This window comes from Halobacillus sp. Nhm2S1 (genome assembly GCF_019599545.1).
Lineage (GTDB): Bacteria > Bacillota > Bacilli > Bacillales > Halobacillaceae > Halobacillus.
On record NZ_JAIEZV010000003.1, the window covers coordinates 193,046 to 219,817 of the forward strand.

Here is a 26,772-nt window from a genome sequence, read left to right on the forward strand (position 1 = left end):
TCTTTCCTCATAAAACTTTTTCTCCAAGCATCTTTATATTCCTGCATGTTGAGACCAAACCTTCAATAAGACTCTAAATGAAAACTTTAGAATTCATAACTTCATTGACTTAAATCAATGTGATGTTTCTTAGGAGAAGGTAAAATACAATCAAACGAACAAGGAGGATCCTGATTCTGATGAAAAAACTGAATAAAAATGAAGATTTCCAACGACAACCAGCCATCATCGCTGGAGTAAGTTTGATTTTCATGACCCTTGCCGCTTTCTTCTCCTATGGTTACGTCCATAGCTCGTTGGTGATCCAGGAAGATGCTAATCGAACGTATGACCTTTTACAGTCCTCTCTTTCCTTACTTCATTTAGGAATTGGAGGCTGGTTGGTGATTATCTTCACAGACCTTATTGTAACCTGGGCTTTTTACAAGGTTTTAAAACCTGTCCATCCCTTTTTATGCCTTATTGGCAGGAGTTCTCCGCCTCCTCTATACCATCATTCTTGCCATAGCTGTTTTCCACTTATGGAAGGTCAGCCAAGTCATTCAAAGCGATTCAGGGGCAGCCGTACAGGTGATGGACAACATTCTTCGTTTTGAGAGAATATGGTCCCTCGGGTTAATCGTATTCGGGATCCATTTAATCATGGCGGGGATTGCAGCCTCCAAAGCTTGTTTCATTCCGAAGGTGCTGAGTGGCTTATTGATCTTAGCTGGTGTGAGCTACCTACTGATCCACTCCATGTACCAGGCATTTCCTCAGTATGAAACTTCAACAGCCGCCATCGAGACCATCCTTAGCCTTCCGATGATGATGGGCGAATTAGGATTCGGGATGTGGCTGTTAGTCAAAGGGATCAAAGTCAAATCCAGCACTCGGCCATCATATTTGGGAGCTTCCTAATCGCTTTTTGATTCGGCTCAAGGATTCAGGGGTCATCCCTAGGTAGCTTGCCAGCTGGTGCTGCGGTACCCTTTTTAATAAATTCGGCCTTCTTTCACGAAGGGATTGATACCGTTCTTCGGGAGTGGAAGATATGAACGCAGCATAATCATCATGCATGGCCCCCATATCGCCTTCTATCATTTTAAGGATCATGGTTTCCAGGCCAGGGGTTTCGTCGTACACAGCTTGTTGCATTGATAAGTCCCCAACGACCAAGACACAATCCTCTACACACCCTAATGAATACTTGGAAACCTGATCCGCGGCATGCTGATTGAAGATGGTCACACTCTGTTCCTCTGTATAAAAATTGACGGTCGTTTCTTTTCCTGATTCGTTCACGGTGTACTTCCGGATACAGCCTTTTAAAATAAAGTAACATTGAGCAGGGATTTCTCCTTGCTGTAATAATACAGTCCCTTTCTGGTAAGGAACGATGGTGACATCAGAAGCCATTTTATTTAATTCTGCTTCACTCAGATCAGAATACTTTTTCATATAGTTGATGAGGATCTGTTTCATAAAACCTTTCCTCTCCGTCATTTTTTCTTCCATATTAAGAATATAGCAAGTTCAGACTCTTATAGGAAGATGCTCCATCTGCTTTGGCTCTGAAAGGAAGGCTGTGTTAAGGTGGATCATTAGTGGAAAACAACGTTGGGATGGAATTGTGTAGGTTCTATCCCTCCTTCTTCTTCAAGTGGACGGTGACTTTTGACGCTTACAGTTCCCCATCCAACTTACGGAAAGGTTTCGTTTAATACAATGAGTATGATACAACGACTCTTACGTATATTTTATTAAGCGAAGATACAAGCTCGATGCTGTGAAATTTTTCATATAGGAGGAGCTAAGTTTGGACCTGTTTCTATTTATTTCAGTTATTGTTGGAATGACATTTATTTTTTTATATTTTGTCATCCGTTACGATTTGAAAAAGAAGACTTTGGAGCTTGAAGAAAAAAAGCTGGAACTGGAAGAGAAAAAGTTAGAATTACAGAAAAAGCAACAAGAACAGGAAGAAAAGCAGTGACTCCCATTCAAAAATTCCCATCTATACTATGTTTTTTCTGGCCACTGGTTCTCCCACTTTAACGAAACCCTGTCTTTTCAAATCTGGGTGAAGGTTTACTTTCCCGTTTTCGAACAAGAGCACCACGGTTGACCCGAAGCTGAAAAAGCCGACTTCTTCTCCTTTACTGAGGCGGGAGTGGGGGTGAGTCAATTCAATGGTATTGATCCACATCGCCCCTACTTTCACAAGAGCGAGATACGTCCCATCCTTCTGTTTTAATTCGGTGACAATTCGATAATTAGTCGTTAGCGGGGATTTCCCTAGAGTCAACCCCCACTTGTTTACAGGAGTAGAGGTTCCTCCAAGTTCAAACTGTTTTTCTACAACAGAATGGGCGGGAGAGTGAATCCGGTGATAATCTTTCGGGCTGAGGTACAATACAAGAAACGAACCTTTCTGATATCTCATGATCATCTCCTGATTTTGCAGCAGGTCCTGGATGGAATAAGTAAGGCCCTTCACTTTTATCAACGTATCCTGTACCTCACCAAACTGTTCCACCTTCGCATCAACAGGACTGATCATTTCATCCTCACCACCCCGAACTGGTCGTGCCTCTGCCCTTAGTCTTCTGACGAAAAACTCTTGCAATGAATTGTACTCTCTCAGTTGTTTTTCCAGTTCATCCGTTCTAATTCCAAACATTCTCACATAAAAAGGCACCAACCACCTCGTGACTGAAGCACGACTGGCTCCCTCAATAAACTTGCCCACCCTTCTTGAATTAAGCAACCTTATGATCCCTCGATACAAATGTTTTCTCACTAAACTCCCTCCACACAACTTCAACTGTCTTCATTCGATACCATCTATCATTCCCATTTTCATACATCTGGAAAACGTCCACTTAATGGCATGCTATTTTAAACCACATAACAGAAATTAACATTTACATGATGAGTGCGATAACATTAACAATAATCAGTACCCCATCTTTTAAAAGGTTGTCTACATCTGCACCAGCCTACATAACCATGAATGGAGGAATTTCCACCTGAATACTATAGGTCATGGAGGTGACATCTCATGGAACAAAACGATAAGGAGAAGAAGGGGCCAATATTCACCCCTTTACGCAAGGATGCCACGAGAAAGACCCAGAAAATCAATGAATTAATAAAAAAGAACATCCCCTGGGAAAAACTGAAGATTGAACAAGAGTGGGCGGCACGAAATGCATTGAAGACCGTCTCCCTCCCCGTAATCAAACCAGATGACTCGCTCCTTCCTGTTTGGGATTTAAAACGCTATGAATTCCTGCTGAAAGACAAACTTCCTCCATCCGTAAACCCAAAACTATGGTATCAGGGAAAGCTGAATTTAAACGCCGGCCTTTTTCAGGTGACAGAAAACATTTATCAGGTGAGAGGATACGATCTAGCTAATTTGAGTATCATCCGCGGAAAGACTGGCTGGATTGTAATTGACTGTCTTACCAGCAGAGAAACAGCAGAAGCCGCTTTTGAATTGATTGACAGCTATTTTGGTGAAATTCCGGTTAGTGCCATCATCTTTTCTCATTCACACGTCGATCATTATGGCGGTGTGGATGGCGTCCTTAATAGCGGCACCACGGATGATGTGAAAATTTATGCACCAAGCGGATTTTTAAGTGCAGCCCTGGAAGAGAATGTAACCGCAGGTGTTGCCATGTCGAGACGAGGGTTTTACATGTATGGCGAGGTGCTGCCCCGAGGGGAAAAAGGTCAAGTAGACAGTGGCATCGGAAAGTATGTGTCTACTGGTGTTGTGACTTTGGTTAATTCTGCTGAAGAAATTTCACCTCTAGAGAATGAACCCTATGTCGAGAAAGTCATTGATGGTGTAAGAATGCAATTCCAACTTACCCCGGATACAGAAGCACCCGCTGAAATGAACACTTATATTCCTGAAGAAAAGAGCCTGTGTATTGCAGAGAACTGTACAGCTTCGCTTCATAATATCTATACATTACGCGGAGCTGAAGTGCGGGATCCCGTCGCCTGGGCTAAATACATTCAGCAGGCCATTGAACTATTTGGAGACACGATGACATCTGTTTTTGAAGTCCATAATTGGCCAAGGCACGGTAAAGAATACTGCATCGATTATATGGAAAAACAGCGGGATATGTATCAATATATTAATGATCAGACACTAAGGTTGATCAATCAAGGCTACACCATCGATCAAGTAGGAAGAATGGTAACTTTTCCTGAAAGTTTAAAAGACGAGTGGTTTAACAGCTCTTTTTACGGAACGGTCAACCATAACTCTAAAGCAGTGTACCAAAAGTATATGGGATGGTATAACGGAAATCCTGTTGATTTGAACAAGCTCCTCCCTGAAGAGTCCTCAAAAAAATATGTGGATTTCATGGGTGGAGAGGATGAAGTCATCAAAAAAGCAAAAGAAAGCTTTAGAGAAGGCGATTACCAATGGGTGGCTGAAGTCACCAAGCACGTCATCTTCGCAAACCCTTCTAATAAGAAAGCCAAATACCTCTGTGCGGACGCTCTGGAGCAGCTTGGCTACATCGCAGAATCTGGTCCCTGGCGCAATGAATACCTGATGGGAGCACAAGAACTGCGGTACGGAATCATTCCAATTCAGCAGTCTACCATCACAACAGAAGTTCTCGATATGATGACCCTTGAACAAGTGTTGAACATGTTAAGTATCCGTATAAACGGGTTGATTGCCGGAGAGTATGATTTCAAATTAAACTTCATTATTCCTGATCGAAAGGCAGAAGCCTTAACGGAAATCAAAAGAGGTATTTTCCGTTACTTATCTAACGAATTAAAAGAGGGCCAAGTGAAGGTCATCATGAGCAAAGAAACCCTATATGAGTTAGCGACCACGAACAACCGACCTTCCCCTTCTTCCATCAAAGTCATAGGAGATATTCAGAAATGGCATCAGTTCTTATGGGCTTTAGATCAAATAGACACAGACTTCCCGATTATGACGCCTCTGAATAGAAAAAGAATCAGTGATTGTTAGACATTCACACAGGAAATAGGGGCAGTTCCAAAAGAACCTGCCTCTTTTAGTTCCGGTTCTGGAACGCTTGATAAAGGATACGTTCATTGCACGATTCTTATTTTTTTCACTTTTAACTTCCCTAATTTATCAGATACTTTCCTTTTGGATTTCCATTAACCAACAATCTTCCAACTTCCCTTCATGAAGCTCATGGCCTGGAAGTCGCTCTACTTTTCTAAAACCACATTTTTCATAACAGGTTAAAGCCCGCTCGTTTCTTACCTGCGGATCCATGACCACTCTGTCGGCACATTGATTCTCAAGTAAATAACCAGCCATTGACGTAACAAGCAAAGAGCCGATCCCCTTGTTCCAATACATCACTTCTCCAATAAATAGATCCATTCCATAGATGATTTGATCCGTGTACCCATATTGATCTTTCATTTCTTTATCTAACTTATAAAATTGGATATATCCTATTTTCACCCCTTGATAAAGGACAAGGTCCTGAGTCTTTTCATCCCCGGAGGATATAAATTCACTCTCCATTCTACTCAGATTAAAAGGCTGATCTCTCCCTTCATAATATTGAAGTACTCGAGGGTCTGAAAGCCACTTTGATAATATATAACAATCTTCTTTCACTAGTTTCCTGACGATTAAATCATCATTTTCAAATAGCATGAAATCCCCCCTTTCTCTTATACTCTTCTTAGCAAGATCCTTATCGCAATTCACTGTCCTGGAGGGACGGTTTCTATCTTTTTAATCAGCTCTATGATGTCCTCATTGGAAACAGGCTCGATCTCCACTTGCTTGGTGCTTTTGATTACATCTTCCGTCACTTTTTCAATCTCCACTATATCCACTTCCCCATTCAGCTTCTCATTCCACCGGGCAGGTACATTGTAGACATTCACAGTACCATCTCCATTACCACTATAAGTGACGGCTCCATCGACTAAGCGAGTCCCTTCTAACTGAACCACATCCTCAGGATAGACAGCACTCTCTTCGTGGTTAGGATTAATTAGACTGCCAGCAGGAATCTTTCTAACATACATCTTGTCGATCTGTTGGTGTGGAGCTAGTTGATGCCAAACTCTTGCCCATTCTATTTCACTGGATGTGTAGGAACTCAAATCCACCTTCTCCACTCCTGGTTGTTGATTAGAATTCTCTTCACTTGAGGTGACAGTATTTGCACCGTCTTCCCCGGACCCTTTTGAAGATGCACCCTTTTCTTCGGTCGATTTTGTTTGATCACTATCGTTTATCGTTGACTCCGTCTCTGCTGCTCCTTGGTCGACACCAGACTCATCATCACTGGTAATTAAAGTTGTTTCTTTTCCCTTTATGTCTTGACATCCAACAGTCACGATTACAATGAAGGTTAAAATCAGATGAATATATAAGTGTTTTTTTGAACTCTTCATATTGTCATTCCTTTCTTTTATCAACTCATAAGGTGCCACGATTTATTTCGTTCACCATCGTTCAAAAGTCTATGTAGATCAACGCCTGTCACTTCGACTTAAAGAGTATAAACATTGTGTTTCACCAAAGCGGACGAGGGTCTTGTCCAGTTTCATCCCTGTTTTTTCTAAAAGCCTGCAGGAATACACATTGGCCATCTGCGTTTCGGCGGTGATTTTGTGAAGTTTCAGCTCACTAAAAGCATAGTCTACGACTTCTTCCACAACCTCAGAACCATATCCTTTCCCCCACCAAACAGGCAGGAATTGATAAGAAAGCTCGATATTATCCCCGTCATGATAAGGATCAAGTGAAACGAACCCAATAAAATGATTAGTTCCTTTTTCACGAACCACTAAATAGAGAGCGTTTACATCAGATGTCTGCATCCCTTCGAAGAGTGCATCCAAGCAATCCTCTTCCCGCGGTCCTCCAAGGTACTTCCTAACCACTGGATTCAAATAGAGTTCTTTGACCTCTTCATAATCCATGCTTTGAATTTCTTTCATCATTGTCCGGTCTGTAGATAACAAATCCATCTCCCCTTCCTAATATTACTTCTGTTAAGAAAGCGTAATTACCGTCCCTCTCCAATATAAGACGACCTTATTATGTAAAAAGTTACAAAAAAATGAAAAAGCAATGATTTAAGCTCCCTCTCCTGCTCTCTCGGCTGTTCGGTCCTATCGCCGCTGTTCATAAAGAAAGAAGCTAAGCATTCCAAGGAATACTTAGCTTCTGAAAAGGGTAGTGAATATAGTTGATTAATGGAAAAGTTCCTGCCTATGTGATTGAAAGTCTAGGATGCTCCTTACTAAAAAGACTCTCTCAACTATTTATTGAATAACGCTTTTCTTGTTTTTGGACCAACAATCCCATCAGTTACTAATCCTTTCGATGCTTGGAACTTCTTCACTGCTCTTAAGGTCTGCGGACCAAACATCCCATCATCTGTAATATTGAGTTTTCTTTGAAGTATAGCCACTGAATCTCCTTTACTCCCATACCTTAGCGTTTCATTGAAGAATTCATATCCTGCGACTGCTTTAGTGGATCCCACTCCATAATTTTGCGCCAATGCCGTAAATGATGCGGAAGAACTTGTGATATAAACGGGAATATTCTTATCCGCACGGTCAAAGAGCCATATGACATCTTCATTATACATTCGAATACAGCCACTGGACGCATAAGTTCCAATGGAAGAAGGTTGATTGGTTCCATGGACTCCGTAAACATTCCCTGAGGTATGACCCCAGTCGCCAGGTACTTTGATCCCAAGCCATCTTGCGCCTAGAGGATTCCTTGGATCGCCCCCGGGGATTCCTTCTTTATACCATGGCCTGTTTTTAACTTTATTTACAAGAGTAAATTTTCCTTCCGGTGTCATATTTCTCGTTCTTCCTGTTGCTACAGGAAAGACTTTCTGCAGTTTCCCATTTTCATAAAAAGCCAGTTGATTATTACTTTTGTTAATAATGATGGCTTCCTTCTCAGCAGCCTCTGCCGGTCTTGTCATCAAAAAAGAACTCAACAATACAATCCCCAGGACAAATACAAGTTTTTTTAACAGCATCCTCTTTCCTCCATCAATTCCTTCGTTGATATGGAAACATTATACTCCGGAGATTGAGGAAATCATTGTCGAACTCGGCTGTCGAAATATATAAATTTTCAAGTAGCATAAGCGACTTATTCAGGGGTTCAACAAACTGAAAATAGTAAAGGAAGACGTAATCCCAAAACGTAACCGATTTCCCTACTTGAAATAAATAAATTGTAATTTTATGGTAAAATAGACACAAGAATTCCGGATTGTTTTGTCTTACTGGACGATCATTCCGTTTTATGAGGAGGAAGACCCTTGATAAGAAGACTATTTCAGTTGAATACGCTATACATCCTCATTGCCATCATCGCCGTCGGCATCCTGCTGGTTCCACGGTTCATCGAAGGCTTCCATTTACAATCTAAAGGAATCAGCTATGTAACGAGAAACATGAATGATTTCTATCATAAGACCTTTCCTCTGGAGGGGGAATATACAGTTGAAATCAATGTGGATGATTTAGAAAGTAACGAAGGAAAAGTGCTGTTTGAGGATAGTGAGAATCAAATTCATGTAACGAAAGTAACACGTAGTGATTCAGGATACGAAGTCATTTTCAGTTCAAATGGGAGTTATGATGCGGATGGCGCGACATTAGTTTCTGGTTTGGAACATGCTCGGAGTAACAACGGCCTTACCTCTCATTTCAAAGCAAAAGCTGAAGCCATGTATAATGGAAAGACTATTGAGGGGTCTCCTTCTGGCTCTTCTGGATTCGATAATCAGGATGGGGACCAATTCGGTTTTCATTTACCCATTCCAAAACATACAAAGAAAATCAATGGGAAAGAAGAACCCACTATAAAAGTGATGGTTACTCATTTACAAGTGAATATATGGGCAAGAAAACCAGAATAAATCATTAAAACAAAGAGACCGGCTCCATGAGCCGGCCTCTTTAAAACTCCCTATAGTTCTGCTTGTAGTACAACTTCTCCCTCAGGAAGCTGGTTATTGGGTTGTGGTTCTTTGGTGATGGCGATGGCATCCCAAGATTTCTGATTTTCTTCATCAATCCGGAAAGTCACCGCACCATTCCCTTCGCCATCTGTCGTAAATGCACCTGCTGGTTCAGGATTCTCACCTTCGATCAGCCAGACTTGATAGACCTGCTCCCCTTCAAGCTGACTCAATTCTTCCACTTGGACAAGCAGTTCAGAACCGATGTTTCGATCCACTAAAGTCGCAACTCCGGATCCGGCTTCACCTGTTGATGCAAGCTGCGTCCGCTTGGTCGGTGTCACCGTATCACCCTCCTCACTTTCACGATCTTCAAGTTCAGATAAAGCCACTTGAAGGTCAGAAAGATTCGACTCCAAATCTTCATTTTGTGAAGAAAGCTGCTGAAGTTGGAGGCCAGCGAATATATTTCCACCTACGGATAAAAGAAGACCTGCCGCCAGCGCACCAGTCCAAACTTTCCATTTGTTCGGCTTTTTAGGTGAGAGGACCGGCGTCTGTTTTTCTTCCGCTTCATATCCATTTTCTTCTTCATCATTGAAGACACCATCTAATATACGTTCTCTCATGCCAGCCGGAGGTGTCGCTTCTTTCATATAGGTAGGAAGATCTCCCATCAGGTTTTCTAATTCCTGAACTTCTTTCTGACATTCGGGACACTCCCGTAAATGCTGTTCGAACTCTTTTTGCTCTTTTTCTCTCAACTGGTCATTCAAGTAATCAAGAACATTCTCGCACTGTTTGTCATTCATCGGTGGTCCCCCCTTTCTCATCCAAATGCTCGCGCAATTTTTTCAATGCGAGCCGGACCCGTCCTTTGACTGTACCAAGGGGAATGTCACATCTTTCAGCGATTTCCCGTTGCGATAATCCTTGGAAATAAAAAAGGCAGATCATGCGTTGTTGTTCATCAGGCAAAGTATCGATGGCTTTACGCAATTGGTCGCGTTCTTCTTTATTTGTGACGACCTCCTCGACACCGGGCATTTCTTCATTCATTGAATCCCTCTGATCCCACTCCACTTCCTGGACTTTCTTTTTTCTGATCAAGTCGATGGAGGCATTTCGGGTGATGGTCAGCAACCAGCTTGAAAACTTGCCGCGCTCCTTCATGTATTGACCTGCTCCTCTCCCTCTCCACAACTTGATGAAAACATCCTGCATCACTTCTTCTGCAGCTTGCTGATCCTTCATCATTCGATAAGCAAATGAATATAATAACTTCTCATATCGGTTGTAGAGGGTTTCGAGAGCAGCTTTATCTTTATTACGGATTTGTTCGTATAACTCATAGTCCGTGGGTTTGCTCATTCAAATTCCCCTTTATTTTTGCCATGTCTCTCTAGTATATCTTTTCAAAGGAGATCTTTCACGTTTCACAAAGCATACGAAAGAAATGAACAATCGGATCACCCTATCCTTTGAAATTTTCTAATACCAAAGCATTTTTATTGATTCTTGAAGAAGAACATGCGATAAACAAGATAACGATCCATGATCTTGAAAGTGAGGGATGTACCATGAGTTCGAACAATAAACCTGCAGAAATCGATCAGGACGGTTCCTTCAAACGCCAGGTGAACCGCTTCACTGCTCCTTTCGGTGAAGAGCTTCCCGTACAATCCGGCAAATACCGTCTCCTTTGGTCTCCTGCTTGTCCATGGGCCCACCGTGCAGTCATCGTCCGGAAAATCCTTGGACTTGATTCTTCAATCAGTCTAGGAACCGCAAGCCCTCTTCGCCCGCAAATTGACCGTGTGGATTGGGAGTTTTCTTTAGATGAGAACCATAAAGACCCAGTACTAGGAATTCAATATGTAAGTGAAGTCTACTTCCGTGCAGATGCAGACTATAACGGGCGCCCCACAGTACCCGTGATGGTCGATATTGACAAGAAAAAAGCCGTCAACAATGATTATTTCAACTTGACCACATATTTCGAAACGGTCTGGGCTCCTTTACATAAAGAAGAGGCTCCTGATCTTTATCCAGAAGAATGGCGGGAAGCAATCGACCAGTGGAGCGAGGTCATTTTCCATGACATCAATAATGGTGTGTACAAATGTGGCTTCGCTCAATCCCAGGATGCTTATGAACAAGCATATGATCAGCTTTTTGCACGCCTCGATGAGCTTGAAAAACATTTATCTGTAAATCGCTTTCTCCTAGGAGACTATATTACGGATGCGGACGTACGCTTTTATACAACTCTTGCACGTTTTGATGTGGCTTATTACAATGGATTTAATACAAATCGAAATCTGATTCGTGAATTTCCCAACCTTTGGGGGTATGCCCGTGACCTGTATCAGACAGAAGGGTTTGGTGATACCACAGATTTTCATGCCATCAAGCAGCATTATCATTTATCAATCACCATCAATCCAGACCGAACAGAAGAAAAGATCCTCCCTAAAGGTCCTGACTTGTCCGGGTGGGAAACCCCTCATCATCGTGAAAAATTAAGCAAGACAAAAGATAAGTTTCGCTACTAAAGGAGAACGACATGCACATTACGATTCGAAATGCTAAAAAAGAGGATCTTCTTGAGGTCCGAAAACTAAGACTTGTGGCTTATGAAGACCATATCAGTTCTATTCCGGAAGAACATTGGAAAGCTTTGAAGAAGGCGATCTCTTCTGAAGCTGATCAAAAAACAGGCGTGGATTTAATCGTTGCAGAAGTGAATGGAAACATTCTAGGAAGCGTCGCCCTTTTTCCAGCTAAGACAGACGCTTATGAGGGGTATGTGGATGAACTGGATTATCCTGAAATCCGTGTTCTTGCGGTCATCCCACAAGCGCGCGGAAAAGGGATCGCTTCTGCTTTGATAGAAGAATGTATCCAAAGAGCAAAAGCAAAAGGATATTCTGGAATCGGCCTGCATACAGGATCTTTCATGAAAGATGCCATCGCTTTGTATGAACGTTATGGCTTCGAGCGGCTGCCGCAACACGACTTCGAACCTGCCAATGACGGGATTATCGTGAAAGCTTTCTGGCGATCCATATGAAACCAAAAGGTCACCTCCCATGTCGAGGTGACCTTTTTTTCATTCATATCTTACATAATTATAATATTCCGTTGGGACTTCTTTTACAATATTCCCCTCGAGATCCTTATAGATTTCGTATTCCCGATAGGCTTCTACTTTCGCCCCATCCACCACTTTCGTCCCCTCGTGGACCATTTCCAACTCCATGCTCAGCTTCGAATTATCTTCCACATCTGTCGTCACCGCTTCTGTTTCATTCTTTTCCGTACTGACAGGGTAATGTAAGGAATCGTCTGGTTTCATCTTGGGAGATTCCATATAACCGATAAAAGCAAAAACACCTAAAAGCAGAACGAAGGGATAAAACTTTCTCATACCATCACCACCTTCCACAAAAGTCCAGGTACAAGCATCTTATGCAGAAGACGATAAAAAAAGGAACTCTCCTGCATGGAAAGTTCCTTTTTTCTATAATATTGACTAATAAAATCCACCATAACTGTGATGATATCCACCATGCCATGGATGATAACTTCCATGGCCCTGGTGGTAACCATATCCGGGTGAGTAGGAGCTGTGCCCGTGTTCATATCCATACCCTGGAGAATATATCCCTTGACCATGGTGATATCCGTACCCCGGGATGTACGTACCATGGCCATGATGGTACCCGTACCCTGGAATAAAGGTGCCATGACCGTGATGATAGACTCGATCCAAATCAATCGCCCCTTTCCTTCATTATCCTTAGCCTATGTGCAGGCGTTAATGAGGGTATGGGCAGCTGCTCTTATTAATTATCAATCTCTAAAAGATACAATTAACCCGTGTTGGCAGGCCGTATGCAAGTCTCTGTAGGTTTTATTAATGACTGTATCTTCTAACACAGCTGTGATGCCTAAGTAATTATAGATTGACTGTGCTGATTTCAAGGCTTCTTTTGCTGCATTTTCACATACTTGACTGACTTCTTTCAAATGAACTTCAGGAAGCTCTTCCCCTTGGATATGCAGATTCCAGGTTCGAGAAATGACTCGATCAAACGAGTTTTTCGTATCGGTCAGTCTCTTTTCCGCCGCCTGAATTTTGTTCAGGACAAAATCATAGCGACCGCTTTCCCTCCACTCATCTTTAAATTTCTCTGCTATCACTTTTGATTCTAAAATAAATTTTCCAGCAATGCCTAAACTGATCGACGCAAATTGGGATTTGGCGAATTGAAAAAATGGGTAACGCAAGAGCGGGTCTTCATAATTGGATCCATACAAATGAAACGCCATCGTCCACTCATCTTTGACAAATGCATCTTCAACGATAAGGGTGTGGCTATTGGTCGCTTTCAAGCCGAAGGCATTCCAATCATCCATGACCTTTACTTGTTCCTTTTTAAAGATAAAACTACGAATTTCTGTCGATGTGTCCCCTTCCCCATTGTCTACCTTTGCATTCATCATAAAATACGAAGCGATGGCAGACCCGCTACAAAACTTCCATTCTCCATTGATCTGATAGCCCCCAGGAACAGGTTTCGCAGATCCTGTTGGAAAACCGCTTCCTGATAGCACGGTGTCATCATTCGATAAATACTTCCTGTAAATGTCTTCTCTCAGCGATTTTAGAAGGTACATATTCCCTGTACATACCGCCAATAACCAGCCAAGATTCCCATCAATAAATGAGGCCTGTTCATATATTTTCAATGTTTCAGGTAAAGTTGAGATCCTTCCTCCAAGTTGCTTTGGCACCAACAATTGAAAAGAGCTTTGACGATACAATTCCTCCATTATTTCGGGTGCAAGACTTCCCCTCTTCTCCATCAACTTCGAATCCTTTTCAACAAGCTTTAATAGATCTTCACTTATGACAGGGATAGAATCAGCCTCCTTGATTCGATTCGCCAGGTCCTCCGCCAGCAGGAGGGCTGCCGTTTATCGTATACTTTCTCCTTCGACCTCGTCATTCCCTCCTCTTTACATATCAAGACCACCTCAATCCCCGCATAAAAAAGACACGCTCCTCTAAAGAAGAGCGTGTCTACTATTTTCACTTTACTTCAAGTTCTACATTATCAATATAGATGTCATGGGCATCTGCCACTTGTCCCATCAAGAATTTCAAAGAAGTAACATCATTTTTAACCATCTCAAACTCGAACTCATAATGTTCCATGTCTTCATTTAAGGAAACCTTCTCACTGAGGTAACGCGTATAAGCCGCGTTTTCGAGAGTAACCTCGATGTCCCTGGCTAAGGTTGATTTAGCATCAAAAGATAAGGTGTAGGCAGCCCCTTTGCTAAGGGAAAGACCTGCCTGCTCTGCTAAAACACTCCAAGTTTCATTGCCGCCATTCTCGATCGCTATTTTCAGTTCTTCATCAACAACGCTAACATCCGCATTCGCATCAGAGTGTATATAACTTCCCCATGGTTCCATTCCTTGTGAAAAGTCACCATTTTGGAAATTGATCGGAGCAACGATGACGGACGTTTGAATCATACGAATGTTATCTAACGTCACATCCCCGTTATCTCCACCTAGAAGAAATCTCAGCTGGCCAACTTCACCAGAGAGCTCCTCAGGAAGTTGGAATTCTAACGTATGCTCCGCCACCTCTTTCGTCAATGAAACCGCTTCTTCACTGAAGTACTGGACAGAGCCATCTTCGCTGACCACTTCCACTTGAATATCTCTTGATTCTGATGCATTCGCATCGAATGTCAATTCATATTCCTGGTTTTCTGCAAACGGAATGCCGCCTTGAGAGAAAAGAATGTCTCCGGGCTGCTGACCTTCTTCTTCAACGGTGATTTCAGCTTTTCGAGAAGATTCCGGTACGACTACACTCGCATCCGCACTATTTTGCGAGGACAGTTCCCAATAGTTCAAACGAGTCATATCCCCCTGGTCGAATGTACCGTTATAAATGAGGTTGCCATCACCCAATGCAGGCTTTGAAGTGTCCTCACCGACTTGATCGGTAATATCCTCCACACGTACGTTGCCAATCCATACCGGTGCTGTTCCATTGCCACCCAGATTGAATTCCAGACGCGCGGCTAAATCTGTATCCTGTTTGAACGTAAATGTGTAGTCATAAGACTGAAGGTTCTCCGTCAATCCCAACGTTTGTTCACCGGAGTAATTCGCATAGCCTCTTTCGGCTCCACCGGATACTTTTGTCATGATGTTCCGGGTCGTATTGGATTTTGCATCAAACGATACCTTGTACGTGTGTCCTTTTAGAACCGGAAGCTTTTGGATTTGCTGCAAAGACCACAGCGCATTCCCCGGATTTGTAATTTCCGTTTTCGCAAAATTTTCTCCATCTACATCTTCAATGGTTAGATTTCCTACACCTTCGAATTGAGGGAGCTTAAGGAAATTCCAATAGGTTGGATCTAGTGTTTTTTCTGGAGCATCCACGACATTGATTTCTTTTTCATAATTCTGATCATAAATAAGGTTCCCATCTTCTAGTGGCTGCTTAGCATCTTCCGGAAGTGTCTCTTCTTCCACGACAGGTTCGACCGGCTCTCTGTAATCTCTTCCCGTCAATTCATATACTCGCACATAGTCGACTTCCATTTTGCCTGGAAATTCTGTCGTTTCATCTGGATCACCACCGTACCATCCGCCGACGGCAAGGTTCAGGATCATATAGAATTCCTGATCAAATGGAGCAGGATACGCATACTGATCTCCTTGATTTGTCCCTTTACTGAACCAATCGTTCAAGGTTTGATAAAGTTCGCCATCCACATACCAGCGAATCTCACCAGGTTCCCATTCGACGGAATACGTATGATAGTCTGTAAAGTCTTCTCCTTCAGGGAAGTGATAATCTTTCGCTGTGTACGTGTTATTGGGCCATTCTTCTCCGTAGTGAATTGCTCCTCCGATGTTACTCGTGTCGCCTCCAGCGGCTTCCATGATATCGATTTCTCCGGAAGTCGGCCACGGTCCATACACATCCTCCTCCGGCATCATCCAGAATGCCGGCCAGAACCCTTGACCTTCAGGAAGTTTCATTTTAGCTTCGAATTTTCCATACTTCTTACTGAAAAGACCTTTGGTTTTCAATTTCGCAGATGTATAATCATAGCTTCCAAACTTATCTGTAACCGGTTCTTCTTCCTTTTTAGCTTTGATGACTAAGTGACCATCTTCGGTATAGGAGTTTTCGCTGGAATCCGTATAATATTCTTTCTCATTGTTTCCCCAGCCAGCAGCGACACCATCTCCGTTTTCATCAACAATCCAGTTTCCAATATCGTAAGTCCATTTATCTGGATCAATTTCATTCGCTAAAAATTCATCGTTCCAAACGAGCGACCAATCGGAAGCTTTTTCAGAAGCATCATAGACAAGAATACGATTCAAATCTGAATTCACAGTGGACACTTGATTCTGAATCTCTTCATTGATATAAACCGTGCCGGACACAGTGACTTCATTTAAACGGATGCCCTTGCCACTGGCAATCACCAAATCTCCATCAATGGTAGACCCAGAGATTGTAACGCCTGAAGCATTAATCCATGCATCCCCTTTGACCTCTTGCCCTTTGAATTCTCCGGTCTCGTTATAATAGGCATCAACGAAACCATCTACCAATCGTAGGAGGTCTTTACGCTTCAGCGGTTTGTCCGAACCTTCCCATTGATCAAGTGGTTCTTCCAACTGGTTAGGGAGAAATTCGGCAAAAATATTCTTCGCAGTTTCTTGTTTAGTGGCAGAACGCAGATTGACCGCATCATCCGTTGCTTCTTTTGTTTTTTGGATGACTTCTTTCTCATCCACGCCAAACAAATGACTTAACACAACGGCATATTCTTGATAACTCATGGATGCGCTTTCATTTTTCTTGTTGTTCAACCCGTCAAATAGCCCTTCTTCATACCACTGCATTCCTTCTTCCTTTTTCCCATCTGACTTTTCAGCATGAACAGGGGTAAAACTTCCTAAAACGATGAACAGGACGATCAAACAATAAAAAGTGTTTTTCACTCTGTTTCCTCCTTTAAATTTTGAGCTGTATGTAGTCAATCTAAGAAGTATCGGTTCATAAAGACATAGGTCTTAAAAAAGAAAAGGGAAACGAGTATCTTTCTATAATAAATAGAACGAAACCGGTTTCCCTAAAGGTCAAAAAATTTTATCTTTCAAACTTGTGGTTCTCTACGGTGTCTTTGTACCAGTAATAACTGTCTTTTCTCGTACGCTCGAATGTCTCGAAATTCACATGGATAATTCCGAATCTCTTCTCATATCCTTCCGCCCATTCAAAGTTGTCAAGAAGGGACCAGACGATATACCCGACGATCGGTACGCCTGCTTCCATTGCGCGGTTCAAAGCGGTCAAGTGTTGTTTAAGATAGTCCACACGTTCTTTGTCGTGCACCTTTCCATCTTCCTCTACGCCATGGTTATAGCAGGCGCCGTTTTCTGTGATGTAAATCGGGACATCTCCGTAAGTCTGATGAAGGTCCGTAAGGGTTTTATAAAAACCTTCCGAATAGATCGGCCAGTCGATATCGGTGCGTCGTTCATCCAGAGCGATTTCTTCGACTTGGAACAACCCTCCGTCTTCCTTGTAGCGGCCGAGACTTCCTGTATAATAGTTGATTCCCATCATATCGATCGGTTGGGAAATGATTTCAAGGTCGCCTTCTTCCATGTTCAAGGTCGCGTCGTGTTCCGCAAACAACTTCACCAAAGTTTCTGGGTATGTACCTTTGAACACGGGGTCCATAAACCATTCTTTCTGCCACATCATTCCACGTTTACATGCATCGATATCTTCTTGATTCGGGCTGTAAGGCTCAAGCCAACCGACATTTGGTGCGTATCCGATTTCTCCATCCGGTACAAGGTCGCGGAAAGACTGAACCGCTTTTCCGTGAGCGAGCAACAGGTGATGGGAAACATCTACGGCCGCTTGCAAACTTGTTTTTCCTGGGGCATGGATACCTAGATAGTTTGATAAGAAGGATGCACACCAAGGTTCATTGATCGTCAGCCATTTTTTCACTTGACCGCCGAACTCTTGGAACATCGCATTCGCATAGGCCAAGAATGCTTCTGTCGTTTCGCGATTCTCCCATCCGCCTTTTTCCTGCAGCACTTGAGGAAGATCCCAGTGGTAGAGCGTGATCATCGGTTCAATTCCGTTGTCAATCAGCTCCTGAATCAAGTTGCGATAGTACTCGACACCCTCTGGGTTCAGTTCTCCAGTCCCATCAGGAATGACGCGTGACCATGAAATCGAGAAGCGATACAAGTCGACACCGAGGTCCTTCAAGTGCTGCACATCTTCTTTATACATATGGTAACTGTTACACGCGCGATCACCATGATCCCCGTTCTTCACATTACCAGGGGTGTGGGAGAACACGTCCCAAATAGATGCGGTGCGTCCCCCTTCGTTTGCAGCTCCTTCAATCTGGTAGGATGCAGTCGCTGCGCCCCATTTTAATTTGTCAGGAAATTGAATCGTTGTCATTGCCTTTACCTCCAGTTAATCTTTAGGAGTCTAGCGTTCTATGGTAGAAGCTCGTGGCACCAACTCTGGGTCCACTTTGACATCCTGGATGTCGTGATCGTCCTTGATCAAATCTTCAAGCATATACGCCGCTAGTTTTCCTAGTTTTTGTTTGTCTTGTTTTACAGTCGTCAATGGTGGATCACTGTATCGGCAAGCTTCGATATCATCGCAACCGATCAATTGGATATCTTCAGGAACAGACAATCCTACTTCCTTCAATGCTTTTAATGCTCCAAGAGCCATCATATCGGAAGCTGCGAAAACCGCTTCTGGAAGTCGGTCCCCTTTTAGAATTTCTTTCATTCCTTCATATCCACTGTCTTCGAAAAAGTCGCCGTAATAGATCCAGTCTTTGCTGATCGTCAGTCCGAATTGGTTCATGGCATCAATAAAGCCGATGTTCCGGATACTCGAAACAAGAGAATCCTGCTTCCCGCCGATGTACGCAATATTGCGCACTTTATTCAAATACAGGTACTCGACGACTTTCGCCCCGATCTTTGCGTTGTCTGTCATAATATAGCTGGACCTTGGACCTTCCAGCTTCAAGTCAATTCCGATACAAGGAATCTCGCTTTTCGCAATGTCATGGACAGCCTCTTCAATTTCATCACCGGCGATGACCAGGCATCCATCAACATGGAAATGCTTGCACCTTTCTAAATACTTGCTTTCTCCTTTATAGAATTTTTCGTTAGAGAACAATAGCAAGTCATAACCTAAAGCCCCTACAGCTCTTTTGAATGAATTGACAACTTCGTTGAAAAAGGGGTGAGTAAAATCAACATTGATCTTACCCGCATAAATCAAACCGATCAGGTTCGATTTTTTCGTAGCCAGAGATTTGGCTGAAAACGTAGGTTGATATTTTGTATCTTCGATAATCTTATAGACTTTCTTTCGTGTCGATTCACTGATGCCTCCATAATTGTTGATGATTTTAGAAACAGTGGCTGGAGAAACACCTGCCATTTTTGCTATGTCACGAATTGTTAAATCCATCTCTTGTTCTCTCCTTAAAAGCTAGCCGCTCTGTGATTACCATCTATTGTATCAACAATTACGAGTGGATGGCATAGATTTACTTGATCGACCCTTCTGTAATACTTGAAATGAACCAGCGATTGAAAATCAAGAAGATGATGATCAATGGAACAGTTGCCCAGAATACACCTGAAAGCAACATACCAAAGTCAACACGGAACGCGTTATTCAATGATGCAAGCGCTACTTGCAATGTGTAGGACGCTGGGTCACGCAATACGGTAAACTGCCATAAGAATTCTCCCCACACAAGCGTGAACACGATGATTCCTAGAGTTGCGAAAGCAGGCTTGATAATTGGAAGCACGATACTCCGGAAAATTCTGAAGTTTGAACATCCATCAAGTTTTGCTGCTTCCATCAGTTCATCAGGTACAGATTCACTGATGTATTGGCGCATTAAGAAGATGCCCAATGGGTTCAGCAAGAACAGAACCCCTGCCCCAAGTAACGTATCCAACCATCCTAATTGGGAAACGAGGTAGAACTGTGGAATCAATCCCAACTGAGGAGGGATCACCATAGTCAATAGAATTAGGATGAAGAAAAAGTTTTTACCTGGGAACTCAAACTTCGCGAATGCGAATCCAGCCAAAGAGCTGATCAATAATACAGCGAGGGTTACCGTGGTACATAAAAGGATGGTATTCCACATCGCCTGAAAGAATGGAATCGTATCCAGGACTTTCATGAAGTTTTCTACAAGTTGATCACCTGGCAGGAGTGTCGGCGGAATGGAATTGTAAGCAGCACTCGGCCTGGTCGCCATGACAAACATCCAATAGAAAGGAAAAATGGATAAAATAGAGGCGATCCATAAGATGATATAAACGGGAAGCGTCCCTTTTTTCAACCCTTTAGATTTTCTCATTTTGTAAAGGCCCTCCTTTTCTGCTTACGACCGACTCCAGAAGTCAACCACGTATTCAATGCTGCTGCACCCACAATAATGATGAGTAGTAATACAGCTGTTGCTGAAGCTGTTCCAAATGAACCTAAGTTAAAGGCATCACGATAAAGATACATAACAACGGTCATGGCTTCATCTCGGTTGAATGCAGAAGAACCTAAGAATACCGCTGGTTCTGCGAACAATTGAAGAGCTCCTACGGTGGACATGAAAACTGTAAGGATAATGAAAGGCTTCAGCATTGGAATCGTAATGTGAAGGAATTGCTGAACCTTACCAGCACCGTCAATCGTTGCTGCTTCATACAAGTCTTTCGGAATACTTTGCAATCCTGCTAAATAGATGATCGTGTTATATCCAACCCATCGCCAGAAAACCATTAAGGAAATCGCGATTTTCGCTCCCCATTCAGACGTTTTCCAACTGACAGGATCCATTCCGAATAGACCGATGACATAGTTAGCTAAAGCTGTCTCACTACTACTGAAAAATACACCGAACACTAAAGCAACGGCTACCATCGATGTGATATAAGGCATAAAGATCGTCACACGGAAGAAGTTCGTAAAACGAATGACGGCCATGTTCAGGAAGTAGGCTAGAATAATTCCGACGACCAATTGGGGAGCTGTCCCCATCAAACCGATAATGACGGTGTTATATAGTGATTTCCAAAACAAAGGATCCTGAAGGACGACAACAAAGTTGCTCAACCCTACGAAGTCCATTTCTCCAAGTCCATTCCAATCCTGGAAAGCTAGTACGATACTAAAAACAGCTGGATAAAGACCGATGATGCCAAATATGATGAAAAACGGTGCAATGTATAAATATCCGGACAGCATATCTTTTTTCTTTTCAGACATTTGGGTAGTGGATTTTTTCACTTTTGAAGCTTGCTGACGTTTTTGTACACTCTCCACATGATTCCCTCCTTTATGTAGGAGGGCCGGATGGAATCCATCCAGCCCTTAAAACCTTTAGCGGCTCACTAAACCTTCAATACGTTTAACGGCAGCTTCCCATTCTTCTTTAGGATCTGCGCCTTCTTGAACATTTCGTAGAGCTGTCAATACTTCATTGTTTACAGTTACATATTTTGGTCCTTTGTAAACTTCAGGAATTTCTTTTGCCGCTTCTGCAAAGTAAGCAGCTGTGTTCTGTCCGCCGAAATACTCATCAGAATTGTTCACAAATTCTTCCATTTCATACACTTCTGGAGCAGATGGGAACAAACCACTTTCCACGAAGGACTCCAATTGGTTTTCAGGAGAAAGCATCCATTTAGCAAACTTGTACGCTTCTTCACTATGTTTCGTCTCAGAAGGAATCGCTACATAAGAACCTCCCCAGTTTCCTGCGAAGTCTGTTGGAAGCGTCGTTACTCTCCACTTACCTGCGCCTTCAGGAGCGTTTTCAGTCATGTAACCTTTCAACCAAGCAGGAGCCATCTCAACAGCAAACCCACCTTGGTTCAAGGCATTCGCCCACTCTGGTGTCCACATTTCGAATGAACCTACGACACCTTTATCATGTAGTTCAACCGCATAGTCATAAGCTTCTTTTACTCCGTTATCTGCTTCACCGATCAATAGTTCACCATCACGGTTGAAGTAGCTGACTTCAAGAGCATCCATGTTTGCACGGAACGCCATTTCCATACTGTCGACCATTGGTTTTCCAGTCTTTTCTAAAACCGTTGTCGCTGCATCTGCAAATTGATCAGGAGTTGAAATCATTTCACTGACTTTATCAGGATCAGTTGGTAGTCCAGCTTCTTCAAACACTTCTGTGTGGAAGTACATCGCTTTCGGACCTATGTCTGTCGGTAAACCGAACAAGAAATCTCCTTCTCCATTTTCAGCCATTTGCCATTTCCAATCTAAGTATTGATCCTGAATCTCATCTGCACCTAAGTCGTACAAGTTAACAAAACGATCTTGCGCTTCGCGGTAGCGGTCCAATTGATCGACCTCGATCATCGTCAAATCCGGAGCGCCTGTTCCAGCTGAAATCGATGTGAACAAACTATCGTGGTGATCGCCAAGCTCAGAGTTCTTGATATTGATTTTGACATTTGGATTTTCTTTTTCATATTCTTTCGCTAAATCTTCATAGTTGGTAGCTCCGAAAACCCAGAAGTCAAGAGTGACTTTGCCTTCACCTGAAGCAGATTCTTCCTCGCCACTACTACACGCATAAAGGAACATCGATAAGACCAACATCATAACGACGAATAAATTCTTTTTCACTTTCACCATTCCTTTCGTATTCCTGCCTAATTTCTCTTCCCCCTACATTAACGAAACCGGTTTCGTTAATGTTTAAAAAAAATCAATTGATTTATTAGGTTAGCTTGATTATAAACCACTAATGTATCCGTTTTCAATACTTTTTTTCAAATTTTTTCACAATTAAACACGTTTTTTGTAAACCGGTTTCCTAATATTTCTTATAAAGGATATATTTCATTTATTACATGGAGCAGTTCCTTAGACGCATTTCTTGTCATAAACAGCATGAAAGCTGATAGAAGGGGAATAGGGTGACTGTAAGCCAAAAACATTGAGGAGGAACGAAACATGTTATGGCTCTTACTTTTAATCCCGATCGTATTGATTGCCCTTTCCATCTATTTCGACAGAAAAAGAAAAGCTCAGCCTCAAGTCAATATGGCAAATGAAAACAAAGAAGCCTATGAAGAAATGTATTATGATCAAGGAGCTGCCAAAAAATCAGCAGACCCTAAACATACGAAGCCTTTTTAAAAGCACAAAAAAACGGAAGCGGAGGAGCTTCCGTTTTCTAATGCTCGTGAGATGATTGTTGGACTCCCTCCAATAAAAAACTTTCCAAATCCTTGATGTGGGTCGTACGGAAAACCACTTCTTTCGTATCTAAAACGATATATTGCGGCAACTCGTTGATATTCAGAAGTTTCTTATAATCATAAGGTTCTTCCGGCACTTCCTCTAGAATGTTGAATGAATAAAGCCGGTTCTCCCATACTTCAGGATCATTGAATATTTGATTGATCTCATTTTGAAACGCCTCGCTGGACCCGTTTTCACTTTTGAAAGCCAGCACACTATAACGTCCTTCCACCCCTGAAGTTATTTCTTCCATCAGCTCTTCTTTTTCTGAATTACATCCGGCAAGAAGGACAAACGCGACAAACATAAAGATGAGAAACTTTCCCTTCAAGCTCTCTCCTCCTTGGTCCCCTGCATTCTCTCCATCATCCAAAATGGAAACTTCTTTTTTTCGTAAGGCTCATGATTGTTTAAAAAATTCGTTGGAATAATGAACGGTCCCAAAAACTTTCGTCAAAGCGCTTCTTTTAAGTTCAAAGGCCATGAATGCTTCATCAGGAACTTCAAAAGGGGGCACTATGCCGTACTGGGAGGCTGGTTGAAAACCGAATCTAGAGTAATAACCTGGATGTCCAAGGACGATGACAGATTCATAATCCTTCTCCCCCGATTTTTTCAATGCGTGTTCGATTAATGCTTTACCGATCCCTTGATTTTGATAAGAAGGATAAACAGACACAGGGGCGAGGGCCAAGGATCTCAAAGAATCATTTTCCCCAATCGTTACTTTTGTCAGCATGAGGTGACCTATGATTTCACCTTTTTCTACAGCTACAATGGAAAGTTCAGGGACATAGGCATCCGAATTCCTCAGCCTCCTTACTAGTTGATGTTCGGTTTGATCACTCATCTCCTCGTTTTCAAATGCTGCCATAATGACTTGTTCGATTGCTTGGAAGTCCTCTTTCTTCTCCGGTCTAACCTGCATGCTCTCACTCCTTCATTTCCTCACTCCACTGTTGGTTTAATAGATGGTTGATCCCTACCGTTCGTTCGACATCCAGCACAAAGGCAATTCCTCTGCCTGGCTCATCCAGTCTGGCTCCACGTTCAATGGCACGCAGAACTCCATCACATTTATCTTTGACAATCAATGTCAGCACCACTTCTTTTTCAGGTTCAATGAGGATATTGAAAAGCTTCGCCTTTTCATGTATACCTGTCCCTCTCCCTGTAATGATGGTACCGCCCTCAGCGCCTGCTTCTTTAGAAGCATCTACGACTTTTTCCGCATCCCCTTTATTAACAATTGTCACAATAAGATCATAGGACAATTTCTGCTTCTCCACCTGCATCACACCCTCACTTGCGTTTTGTTCTGGTTCAAGTCCCAGGCCGAGCATATGATTGATGCCACTAATGTTCTTCGTATCGATCACAAAGCCTATGCCATGCCTCGGTCGGTTCAATTTTGCTGCTTGCGTGATCGCATCCATGACCGACTCGAAGATAGAATTAGAAACGAGAGTTAAGATCACTTCCCGTTCCCGTTCCACAGGTATGCCAAGAAAACGTTTCTTTTCATCCATTCTAAAGCCTTTACCAAAAAAAGTGGTCCCTCCCTGGGCACCTGCAAGAGTCGAGGCATGGACGACTTTTTTAGCTTTTTCTTTTTTAACGATCGTTACTATGAGCTTTTGTCCGGATTTGTTCTTTGTCATATTGTTCCTGCTCCTTTCTCCTGTAAATCACACCTAGTGTAAGGACAGAAATAATCGGTGCCAAAGCCACCAGAGCCACCATACCAAACCCGTCCAACAGTGGATCACGCCCTTCTGTAACAGAGGCAATGCCTACGAATAGACTCAGTATAAATGTGGCGGTCATCGGGCCTGTAGCGACCCCTCCAGAGTCAAAAGCGACCGATGTAAATGTTTTATTAGAAAAGCGGACGATGATCAGGGCGAACAGGTAACCAGGGACCACAAAGTACCAAATCGGGATACCTATTAAAATGCGCACCATGGATAGAGCGATCGATAGACCGACCCCGAATGAGAGGGTGTAAAGTAATAATTTCTGAGGGATATAGCCGCCTGAGACTTTTTCAACTTGATGGGTAAGCACACTGACCGCAGGCTCTGCATAAATGGCTACAAAACCAAGGACAAAGCCAATCGGAACCAGCAGCCACGTATGTTCAATCGTCCCAAGCTTCTCTCCCATCATGCTTCCGACAGGCAAGAAACCGATATGAACCCCTTGCAAAAAGAGGGAAAGCCCTGCATAGGTCAAAAAGAAGCCAATCAGGATGTCCTGTAATTTTTTCCATGGGAGCTTAAGAAAAGCAAATTGAAAGAGAAGGAATAAGAAGAATAGTGGAATGAGTGCTGTCGCGACATCAAACAGGACATTCCAGAAACCATCGAAGATTTTAATGTTCACCCATAAATCACCCCTAAAAGGAGAACAGATAAGATCGGGCCGATCGAAGCTAAGGCGACAAGTCCAAATCCATCACCCGATGAAGATTTTCCCCGCATGACCGCAGCCACACCCACACCGAGAGAAAGGATAAACGGCACTGTCAATGGGCCTGTGGTTACTCCCCCAGCATCAAAAGAGATCGGGACGAAAACATCTGGTGTAAAGGCCGCCAGGAGAAAGACAAGCGCATATCCTCCCGCTAGCAGGTAAACGATGTTGATACTGAAGATAATCCTGAACATAGCAAGGGCGACGAACACACCTACCCCGATCGCAACGGAAAGGATAAGAATGTCCATAGGAATCTGTCCGCCTGAGACCTGATCGACCTGGGAAGAAAGCACACGGACGTCAGGTTCTGCTATGGTCACAACAAGACCGAGAAGAAATCCGAAAAAAACAATCAGCCAGACTCTCTTCGTTTTAGACAACGCAGAACCGATCATTTCACCAATGGGTAACAAACCGACATTAACACCGAGTAAAAACAACACCAGGCCGGCTCCCACCATCCCAACACCGATGAGGAATTGAAAGAACATGTCCAAGGGAAGCCAGACAAGAGTGAATTGAAGGATGGTAATGACGATGGTGATGGGAAGTATGGAGAGGACGACTTCAAGAAACGTCTCTTTAATATTGTCCATCTAAAGCCTCCTTCGGAATAGTTGAGGAGCTTGTATATAGATGTTCCGTTTCTGGAAAGTTTTTCTGTATTTATTATATCATCAAAATCATGCAATGATGATAAAGTTCATAGACTTACCTTTTTCTCATAGCCCTTCGTTCAGCATAAGGAACACATGACCTGCAGACGAGCACCGCTTCCCCCTCGTCATTGTAATACGACTTCGGGTCCACAGGCTTCTTCTTACAGATCGCACAAGACTTTCGTGAAAATAAGTTCTTCAGTTTTTTCAGCAAAGTTATCCTCCTTCATGGGTTCA

Annotated in this window: 29 protein-coding genes and 1 pseudogene; 8 read left to right on the forward strand and 22 right to left on the reverse strand. The window is 42.8% G+C overall.

Annotated features, from left to right (window positions below):
* Nucleotides 1-179 precede the first annotated feature (179 nt).
* Complete coding sequence (locus K2225_RS20210; RefSeq protein ID WP_220585118.1) at nt 180-596, forward strand: DUF4386 domain-containing protein; 417 nt, start codon at nt 180-182, stop codon at nt 594-596.
* The gene (locus K2225_RS12760) at nt 505-900 is read left to right on the forward strand and encodes a DUF4386 domain-containing protein (RefSeq protein ID WP_370632764.1); all 396 of its coding nucleotides are present in this window, start codon (nt 505-507) and stop codon (nt 898-900) included. The genes K2225_RS20210 and K2225_RS12760 overlap by 92 nt, the downstream gene beginning before the upstream one ends.
* On the opposite strand, the gene K2225_RS12765 is transcribed toward K2225_RS12760, so the two are convergent.
* A complete protein-coding gene (locus K2225_RS12765; RefSeq protein WP_220585119.1) occupies nt 880-1,464 on the reverse strand; it encodes a Crp/Fnr family transcriptional regulator in 585 nt (194 codons plus the stop codon). The genes K2225_RS12760 and K2225_RS12765 overlap by 21 nt on opposite strands.
* A 334-nt stretch (nt 1,465-1,798) precedes the next feature.
* Between K2225_RS12765 and K2225_RS12770 the strand changes: the two genes are divergently transcribed.
* The gene (locus tag K2225_RS12770; RefSeq protein ID WP_220585120.1) at nt 1,799-1,975 is read left to right on the forward strand and encodes a hypothetical protein; all 177 of its coding nucleotides are present in this window, start codon (nt 1,799-1,801) and stop codon (nt 1,973-1,975) included.
* Nucleotides 1,976-1,996: 21 nt separating this feature from the next.
* On the opposite strand, the gene asd is transcribed toward K2225_RS12770, so the two are convergent.
* Nucleotides 1,997-2,782, reverse strand: a complete 786-nt coding sequence (gene asd / locus K2225_RS12775; RefSeq protein WP_220585121.1) for an archaetidylserine decarboxylase — start codon at nt 2,780-2,782, stop codon at nt 1,997-1,999.
* A 261-nt stretch (nt 2,783-3,043) separates the two neighbouring features.
* Between asd and K2225_RS12780 the strand changes: the two genes are divergently transcribed.
* A complete protein-coding gene (locus K2225_RS12780) occupies nt 3,044-5,002 on the forward strand; it encodes an alkyl/aryl-sulfatase (protein ID WP_220585122.1) in 1,959 nt (652 codons plus the stop codon).
* Between the two features lie 129 nt (nt 5,003-5,131).
* Here the strand turns inward: K2225_RS12780 and K2225_RS12785 are convergent, their stop codons facing one another.
* The 4 genes from K2225_RS12785 to K2225_RS12800 form a co-directional block, all read right to left on the reverse strand.
* A complete protein-coding gene (locus K2225_RS12785) occupies nt 5,132-5,671 on the reverse strand; it encodes a GNAT family N-acetyltransferase (protein WP_220585123.1) in 540 nt (179 codons plus the stop codon).
* A 50-nt stretch (nt 5,672-5,721) separates the two neighbouring features.
* Nucleotides 5,722-6,423, reverse strand: coding sequence for a hypothetical protein (locus tag K2225_RS12790; protein WP_220585124.1), 702 nt, complete (start codon nt 6,421-6,423; stop codon nt 5,722-5,724).
* 78 nt (nt 6,424-6,501) lie between these two features.
* A complete protein-coding gene (locus tag K2225_RS12795; protein ID WP_255574518.1) occupies nt 6,502-7,002 on the reverse strand; it encodes a GNAT family N-acetyltransferase in 501 nt (166 codons plus the stop codon).
* 293 nt (nt 7,003-7,295) lie between these two features.
* Entirely contained in the window at nt 7,296-8,039 is a 744-nt protein-coding gene (locus K2225_RS12800; protein ID WP_220585125.1) for a L,D-transpeptidase family protein, read from the reverse strand.
* A gap of 288 nt (nt 8,040-8,327) precedes the next feature.
* On the opposite strand from K2225_RS12800, the gene K2225_RS12805 reads away from it, so the two are divergent.
* Nucleotides 8,328-8,930, forward strand: a complete 603-nt coding sequence (locus tag K2225_RS12805) for a hypothetical protein (RefSeq protein WP_220585126.1) — start codon at nt 8,328-8,330, stop codon at nt 8,928-8,930.
* A 50-nt stretch (nt 8,931-8,980) separates the two neighbouring features.
* Here the strand turns inward: K2225_RS12805 and K2225_RS12810 are convergent, their stop codons facing one another.
* Nucleotides 8,981-9,784, reverse strand: a complete 804-nt coding sequence (locus tag K2225_RS12810; protein ID WP_220585553.1) for an anti-sigma factor — start codon at nt 9,782-9,784, stop codon at nt 8,981-8,983.
* On the reverse strand, nt 9,777-10,343 hold the full coding sequence (locus K2225_RS12815) for an RNA polymerase sigma factor (RefSeq protein ID WP_220585127.1): 567 nt from the start codon (nt 10,341-10,343) through the stop codon (nt 9,777-9,779). Before K2225_RS12815 ends, K2225_RS12810 begins: the two co-directional genes overlap by 8 nt.
* Before the next feature lie 209 nt (nt 10,344-10,552).
* Here K2225_RS12815 and K2225_RS12820 point away from each other — a divergent pair, with 209 nt between their 5' ends.
* The gene (locus K2225_RS12820; protein WP_220585128.1) at nt 10,553-11,527 is read left to right on the forward strand and encodes a glutathione S-transferase family protein; all 975 of its coding nucleotides are present in this window, start codon (nt 10,553-10,555) and stop codon (nt 11,525-11,527) included.
* Between the two features lie 11 nt (nt 11,528-11,538).
* Nucleotides 11,539-12,045, forward strand: coding sequence for a GNAT family N-acetyltransferase (locus K2225_RS12825; protein WP_220585129.1), 507 nt, complete (start codon nt 11,539-11,541; stop codon nt 12,043-12,045).
* A gap of 39 nt (nt 12,046-12,084) precedes the next feature.
* Here K2225_RS12825 and K2225_RS12830 read toward each other — a convergent pair whose 3' ends face one another.
* From K2225_RS12830 to K2225_RS12870, 9 genes and pseudogenes are all read right to left on the reverse strand, one after another.
* Nucleotides 12,085-12,402: a hypothetical protein gene (locus K2225_RS12830; RefSeq protein WP_220585130.1), complete on the reverse strand. Its 318-nt coding sequence runs from the start codon at nt 12,400-12,402 to the stop codon at nt 12,085-12,087.
* Entirely contained in the window at nt 12,399-12,752 is a 354-nt protein-coding gene (locus tag K2225_RS12835) for a hypothetical protein (RefSeq protein WP_220585131.1), read from the reverse strand. The genes K2225_RS12830 and K2225_RS12835 overlap by 4 nt, the downstream gene beginning before the upstream one ends.
* Nucleotides 12,753-12,827: 75 nt before the next feature.
* Nucleotides 12,828-13,844: an acyl-CoA dehydrogenase family protein gene (locus tag K2225_RS12840; protein WP_220585132.1), complete on the reverse strand. Its 1,017-nt coding sequence runs from the start codon at nt 13,842-13,844 to the stop codon at nt 12,828-12,830.
* Between the two features lie 226 nt (nt 13,845-14,070).
* Nucleotides 14,071-17,034 (reverse strand): carbohydrate binding domain-containing protein, encoded by a 2,964-nt coding sequence (locus K2225_RS12845; RefSeq protein WP_370632757.1) that lies wholly within the window; start codon nt 17,032-17,034, stop codon nt 14,071-14,073.
* Nucleotides 17,035-17,182: 148 nt separating this feature from the next.
* The gene (locus K2225_RS12850) at nt 17,183-18,529 is read right to left on the reverse strand and encodes a GH1 family beta-glucosidase (protein ID WP_220585133.1); all 1,347 of its coding nucleotides are present in this window, start codon (nt 18,527-18,529) and stop codon (nt 17,183-17,185) included.
* 30 nt (nt 18,530-18,559) lie between these two features.
* Nucleotides 18,560-19,576: pseudogene (locus tag K2225_RS12855) on the reverse strand (LacI family DNA-binding transcriptional regulator); the annotation flags it as partial.
* A 76-nt stretch (nt 19,577-19,652) separates the two neighbouring features.
* Nucleotides 19,653-20,486 (reverse strand): carbohydrate ABC transporter permease, encoded by an 834-nt coding sequence (locus tag K2225_RS12860; RefSeq protein WP_220585135.1) that lies wholly within the window; start codon nt 20,484-20,486, stop codon nt 19,653-19,655.
* On the reverse strand, nt 20,483-21,391 hold the full coding sequence (locus tag K2225_RS12865) for a carbohydrate ABC transporter permease (RefSeq protein ID WP_220585555.1): 909 nt from the start codon (nt 21,389-21,391) through the stop codon (nt 20,483-20,485). The genes K2225_RS12860 and K2225_RS12865 overlap by 4 nt, the downstream gene beginning before the upstream one ends.
* A gap of 114 nt (nt 21,392-21,505) precedes the next feature.
* Entirely contained in the window at nt 21,506-22,786 is a 1,281-nt protein-coding gene (locus K2225_RS12870; protein ID WP_220585136.1) for an ABC transporter substrate-binding protein, read from the reverse strand.
* Between the two features lie 321 nt (nt 22,787-23,107).
* Here K2225_RS12870 and K2225_RS12875 point away from each other — a divergent pair, with 321 nt between their 5' ends.
* On the forward strand, nt 23,108-23,293 hold the full coding sequence (locus tag K2225_RS12875) for a hypothetical protein (RefSeq protein WP_146812968.1): 186 nt from the start codon (nt 23,108-23,110) through the stop codon (nt 23,291-23,293).
* 37 nt (nt 23,294-23,330) lie between these two features.
* On the opposite strand, the gene K2225_RS12880 is transcribed toward K2225_RS12875, so the two are convergent.
* From K2225_RS12880 to K2225_RS12900, 5 genes are all read right to left on the reverse strand, one after another.
* Nucleotides 23,331-23,729, reverse strand: coding sequence for a hypothetical protein (locus K2225_RS12880; protein ID WP_220585137.1), 399 nt, complete (start codon nt 23,727-23,729; stop codon nt 23,331-23,333).
* A 69-nt stretch (nt 23,730-23,798) separates the two neighbouring features.
* Nucleotides 23,799-24,326 (reverse strand): GNAT family N-acetyltransferase, encoded by a 528-nt coding sequence (locus tag K2225_RS12885; RefSeq protein ID WP_220585138.1) that lies wholly within the window; start codon nt 24,324-24,326, stop codon nt 23,799-23,801.
* Between the two features lie 4 nt (nt 24,327-24,330).
* On the reverse strand, nt 24,331-25,059 hold the full coding sequence (locus K2225_RS12890) for a P-II family nitrogen regulator (RefSeq protein WP_220585139.1): 729 nt from the start codon (nt 25,057-25,059) through the stop codon (nt 24,331-24,333).
* A complete protein-coding gene (locus tag K2225_RS12895; RefSeq protein ID WP_220585140.1) occupies nt 25,013-25,783 on the reverse strand; it encodes a DUF1538 domain-containing protein in 771 nt (256 codons plus the stop codon). Before K2225_RS12895 ends, K2225_RS12890 begins: the two co-directional genes overlap by 47 nt.
* Nucleotides 25,780-26,472, reverse strand: coding sequence for a DUF1538 domain-containing protein (locus K2225_RS12900; protein ID WP_220585141.1), 693 nt, complete (start codon nt 26,470-26,472; stop codon nt 25,780-25,782). Before K2225_RS12900 ends, K2225_RS12895 begins: the two co-directional genes overlap by 4 nt.
* Nucleotides 26,473-26,772 lie beyond the last annotated feature (300 nt).

Excerpts from the sequence above, each read along its gene's own strand:
- K2225_RS20210 (WP_220585118.1), top strand. The coding sequence starts at position 180 with ATGAAAAAACTGAATAAAAATGAAGATTTCCAACGACAACCAGCCATC.
- K2225_RS12765 (WP_220585119.1), bottom strand. The coding sequence starts at position 1,464 with ATGAAACAGATCCTCATCAACTATATGAAAAAGTATTCTGATCTGAGT.
- K2225_RS12780 (WP_220585122.1), top strand. The coding sequence starts at position 3,044 with ATGGAACAAAACGATAAGGAGAAGAAGGGGCCAATATTCACCCCTTTA.
- K2225_RS12785 (WP_220585123.1), bottom strand. The coding sequence starts at position 5,671 with ATGCTATTTGAAAATGATGATTTAATCGTCAGGAAACTAGTGAAAGAA.
- K2225_RS12790 (WP_220585124.1), bottom strand. The coding sequence starts at position 6,423 with ATGAAGAGTTCAAAAAAACACTTATATATTCATCTGATTTTAACCTTC.
- K2225_RS12795 (WP_255574518.1), bottom strand. The coding sequence starts at position 7,002 with ATGGATTTGTTATCTACAGACCGGACAATGATGAAAGAAATTCAAAGC.
- K2225_RS12800 (WP_220585125.1), bottom strand. The coding sequence starts at position 8,039 with ATGCTGTTAAAAAAACTTGTATTTGTCCTGGGGATTGTATTGTTGAGT.
- K2225_RS12810 (WP_220585553.1), bottom strand. The coding sequence starts at position 9,784 with ATGAATGACAAACAGTGCGAGAATGTTCTTGATTACTTGAATGACCAG.
- K2225_RS12815 (WP_220585127.1), bottom strand. The coding sequence starts at position 10,343 with ATGAGCAAACCCACGGACTATGAGTTATACGAACAAATCCGTAATAAA.
- K2225_RS12820 (WP_220585128.1), top strand. The coding sequence starts at position 10,553 with ATGAGTTCGAACAATAAACCTGCAGAAATCGATCAGGACGGTTCCTTC.
- K2225_RS12825 (WP_220585129.1), top strand. The coding sequence starts at position 11,539 with ATGCACATTACGATTCGAAATGCTAAAAAAGAGGATCTTCTTGAGGTC.
- K2225_RS12830 (WP_220585130.1), bottom strand. The coding sequence starts at position 12,402 with ATGAGAAAGTTTTATCCCTTCGTTCTGCTTTTAGGTGTTTTTGCTTTT.
- K2225_RS12840 (WP_220585132.1), bottom strand. The coding sequence starts at position 13,844 with ATGGAGAAGAGGGGAAGTCTTGCACCCGAAATAATGGAGGAATTGTAT.
- K2225_RS12850 (WP_220585133.1), bottom strand. The coding sequence starts at position 18,529 with ATGACAACGATTCAATTTCCTGACAAATTAAAATGGGGCGCAGCGACT.
- K2225_RS12860 (WP_220585135.1), bottom strand. The coding sequence starts at position 20,486 with ATGAGAAAATCTAAAGGGTTGAAAAAAGGGACGCTTCCCGTTTATATC.
- K2225_RS12865 (WP_220585555.1), bottom strand. The coding sequence starts at position 21,391 with ATGTCTGAAAAGAAAAAAGATATGCTGTCCGGATATTTATACATTGCA.
- K2225_RS12870 (WP_220585136.1), bottom strand. The coding sequence starts at position 22,786 with ATGGTGAAAGTGAAAAAGAATTTATTCGTCGTTATGATGTTGGTCTTA.
- K2225_RS12875 (WP_146812968.1), top strand. The coding sequence starts at position 23,108 with ATGTTATGGCTCTTACTTTTAATCCCGATCGTATTGATTGCCCTTTCC.
- K2225_RS12885 (WP_220585138.1), bottom strand. The coding sequence starts at position 24,326 with ATGCAGGTTAGACCGGAGAAGAAAGAGGACTTCCAAGCAATCGAACAA.
- K2225_RS12890 (WP_220585139.1), bottom strand. The coding sequence starts at position 25,059 with ATGACAAAGAACAAATCCGGACAAAAGCTCATAGTAACGATCGTTAAA.
- K2225_RS12900 (WP_220585141.1), bottom strand. The coding sequence starts at position 26,472 with ATGGACAATATTAAAGAGACGTTTCTTGAAGTCGTCCTCTCCATACTT.